Source organism: Shimia sp. (assembly GCF_041624275.1).
Lineage (GTDB): Bacteria > Pseudomonadota > Alphaproteobacteria > Rhodobacterales > Rhodobacteraceae > Shimia.
In genome coordinates this window covers 1-3,386 of the sequence record NZ_JBFJVE010000250.1, presented here as the reverse complement: position 1 = coordinate 3,386, position 3,386 = coordinate 1, and the positions used below count along the sequence as shown (strand labels likewise).

General features: G+C 63.2%; 2 protein-coding genes and 1 pseudogene. 2 read left to right on the top strand and 1 reads right to left on the bottom strand.

Going from position 1 to position 3,386, the window contains the following annotated elements; translation table 11 throughout:
- Together adh and ABZD10_RS14535 are read left to right on the top strand one after the other, a co-directional pair.
- Nucleotides 1–809, top strand: a pseudogene (adh, locus tag ABZD10_RS14540) (aldehyde dehydrogenase); the annotation flags it as partial.
- A gap of 61 nt (nt 810–870) precedes the next feature.
- The gene (locus ABZD10_RS14535) at nt 871–1,212 is read left to right on the top strand and encodes a DUF779 domain-containing protein (protein ID WP_372887578.1); all 342 of its coding nucleotides are present in this window, start codon (nt 871–873) and stop codon (nt 1,210–1,212) included.
- Here the strand turns inward: ABZD10_RS14535 and ABZD10_RS14530 are convergent.
- A partial coding sequence (locus ABZD10_RS14530) for a PAS-domain containing protein (protein ID WP_372887576.1) occupies nt 1,209–3,386 on the bottom strand: 2,178 nt, incomplete at its 5' end. The genes ABZD10_RS14535 and ABZD10_RS14530 overlap by 4 nt on opposite strands.

The window sequence follows — 3,386 nt, the reverse complement described above, 5'->3', positions numbered from 1 at the left end:
CCTTCACCGGGGAAACCACCACCGGCCGCCTGATCATGCAATATGCCTCGCAGAACCTGATCCCGGTGACGCTGGAACTGGGCGGCAAGTCGCCGAACATCTTCTTCGAAGACGTGATGAACGCCGATGACGCCTATTTCGACAAATGTCTCGAAGGCTTCACCATGTTCGCCCTGAACCAGGGCGAGGTCTGCACCTGCCCGAGCCGCGCCCTGATCCACGAGTCGATCTACGATGACTTCATGGCCCGCGCCATCGAACGGGTGAAGGCCGTCAAGCAGGGCAACCCGCTGGCCATGGACACCATGATCGGTGCCCAGGCTTCGACCGAGCAGAAAGAGAAGATCGCCTCCTATCTGCAACTGGGCAAGGACGAGGGCGCAGAACTGCTGACCGGTGGCAATGTGTCGACCTTGGCGGGACTTGAAGGCGGCAACTACATCGAGCCGACCGTGTTCAAGGGCCACAACAAGATGCGCATCTTCCAGGAAGAGATCTTCGGTCCGGTTCTGTCGGTGACCACCTTCAAGGACGACGCCGAGGCGCTGGAGATCGCCAACGACACGCTTTACGGCCTTGGCGCCGGTGTCTGGACCCGCGACACCAACCGCGCCTTCCGTTTCGGTCGCGAGATCCAGGCCGGCCGTGTCTGGACCAACTGCTACCACGCCTACCCGGCCCACGCGGCCTTTGGTGGCTACAAGCAGTCGGGCATCGGTCGCGAGACCCACAAGATGATGCTGGACCATTACCGCCAGACCAAGAACCTCCTGGTGTCCTACAGCCCCAACGCACTGGGCTTTTTCTGAAGACACCAATCAGCCGGCCCCGTTCTCCCCCGGGGCCGGCTTCCCCTTTAGGAGAGTACCGATGAGCGATCGCATGTCCGTCACCGCCACCGAGGCCGCGCTGGATCTGCTTGCCGAACTCAAATCGCGTTTCGGCGAACAGCTGCTGTTTCATCAATCCGGCGGCTGCTGCGACGGTTCGGCCCCGATGTGCTTTCAGCAGGGCGACTATATCGTCGGCGACCATGATGTGCTGGTCGGCGAGATCGGCGGCGTGCCGTTCTACATGAATGCCGATCAATACCAGCGCTGGAAACACACCGATCTGGTGATCGACGCCATCTCCGGGATCGGCGGCATGTTCTCTCTGGAAAACGGCAGCGGCCGGCGCTTTCTGACCCGTTCGGACGTCTGTATCCGCTAGGCGGGCAGGACCGTTTCCATGAAGCTGCGCAGCACCTCCGGGTCGACGGGCTTGTGGATCAGGGCGACGTCCATCGCATCGCAGGTGCCGTGAAGCTCGGGCGAGCGGTTGGCCGTGACAAGGCAGGCCGGGATCGGTCCGAAACGCGAGCGCAGGCCGGCGATCGCATCGGTGCCAAGGGCGCCGTCGTCCAGCTGAAAGTCCGCCACGATCACGTCCGGGGCAATGTCGACCTCGCACAGAACCGCTTCGGCCTCGCAATGGCTGGCGCAGGGCAGCACGTCGAGCCCCCAGTTTTCCATGATAATGGACATCGCCGCGCGCAGTTCGGCGTCATTCTCGATCAGCACGGCGATACGGTGCTCCAGCGAACGCCCCCGCGCGGAAAACGCCTTGCCCGTGGTATGGCTGCGCACCGCCGTGCTTCTGGGTAGCTCCACCGAGAAACAGGTGCCGCTGCCGGGCTGCGAGGTCAGTTGCAGCGGGTGTTGCAGCAGCCGGCAGGCGCGTTCGACAATGGCCAGCCCCAGCCCCATGCCCTCTGAGGGGCTGGCGGCGGCGTTGAGCCGGTGGAATTCGTCGAACACCTTTTCCTGCTGACCTTCGGGAATGCCGGGGCCGGTGTCCCAGACCTCGACGCGCACGGTGGACTTGTTGTGGCGAACCCCGATCAGCACCTTGCCGGTCTCGGTATAGCGGATCGCGTTCGATGCCAGGTTCTGCAGGATGCGCCGCAGATAGGAGGCATCGCTCTTGACCATGGCGTCGCTGTTGACCAGCCGGAATTCCAGCCCCTTGCGTTCCGCCAGCGGTTCCAGCTCGTCGCTCAGCTGGGTCAGCATGTCCTTGAGGCTGATGGTCGAAAGATCCACCGAGGCCTGTCCGGAATCCAGTTTGGAAATATCCAGAAGCGCGCCGAGAATGCGCTCGACACTGACCAGCGCATTGCCGGCCTTGGCGACCCGCTCCCGCAGCTCTGGCGCGTCGAGGTCGTTTTCCAGCGAGGCGACGTATAGTTTGGCCGCCGACAGGGGTTGCAAAAGATCGTGGCTGGCCGCGGCCACGAAACGTGATTTCGAGGCATTGGCGCGTTCGGCCTCGGACAGGGCGTCCTCGAGTTCCAGCGTGCGTTCGGCGACCCGCTGTTCCAGCGTCTCGTTCACACGGGCAATCGCGCGCACCGCGGCACGTTCGGATGACACGTCGGTAAAGCTGATCACGAAGCCCCGGTCCGGCATCTGCTGGGCGAAAACGGCCAGGATCCGTTCATTGCCGATGCCGATCTCGAACGACAGGGGCGGGCGTTTGGCGCCGCTGTCGACCCAGGCTTCGACATCGCCATGCTTGGTTTCTCCGAGGAAACGCACCTCTTCGCGGATCAAGTTGTAGAGCGTGTTGAAGAAGGTGCCCAACTGAAGCTTGGTCGCCGGCAGCGCCAGAAACTCCCCGGCGCGGCGGTTCCAGCCCACCAGCCGGTTCTGCTTGTCAAAGATACAGATCCCCTGGTTCAGATGCTCCAGCGTCGCCTTGATCAGCTGGGCCTGGTCATCCAGAAGCCGCTCGCGTTCCTGCCGCTCCAACCGCATCATGTCCGAGATGTCGGTCTGCAGGATCACGGTGCCGCCATCGGGTGTGCGGTGCTCGCTGACCTGCAGCCAGCGACTGCCCGCGGTGCGGGCGTTGAACACGGCGTGATTGTCCTTGTGGCGGCTCATCCGGTAGGCTTCCCAGCTTGCGGGGGTCTCGCCTTCGGGCAGGGACAGATAGGGGCTGGTCGCGACCAGATGAACGTAATCCTCGAACCGGAGCCCGGGTTTGAACAGGTGGTAGATGTCCAGCATGTGTTCGCCGAAACGGCTGTTGCACATGACCATCTCGTCCTGCGGGCTGAACAGGGCAAAGCCCTCCTGCACCGTCTCGATCGCGTTGGCGAGATTGGCGCGGGCCGCCTCGGTTTCGGCGTTGGCCTTGCCCAGCCGGGCGTTGGATTCGTTGAGCAGATCCAGCGCGTGCTCCAATTCCCGGGTGCGCAAACGCACTTCCTCTTCCAGCATCACCGCCCGCTGGAACTGGGTATAGGCCGCGCCCGAGGCCTCGGTGCTCTGCTCCACCCGGCGCATCAGGGTCTCGGTGATCTTCAGAAGCTTCTCGTTCTGACGCTCGAGCGAATCATG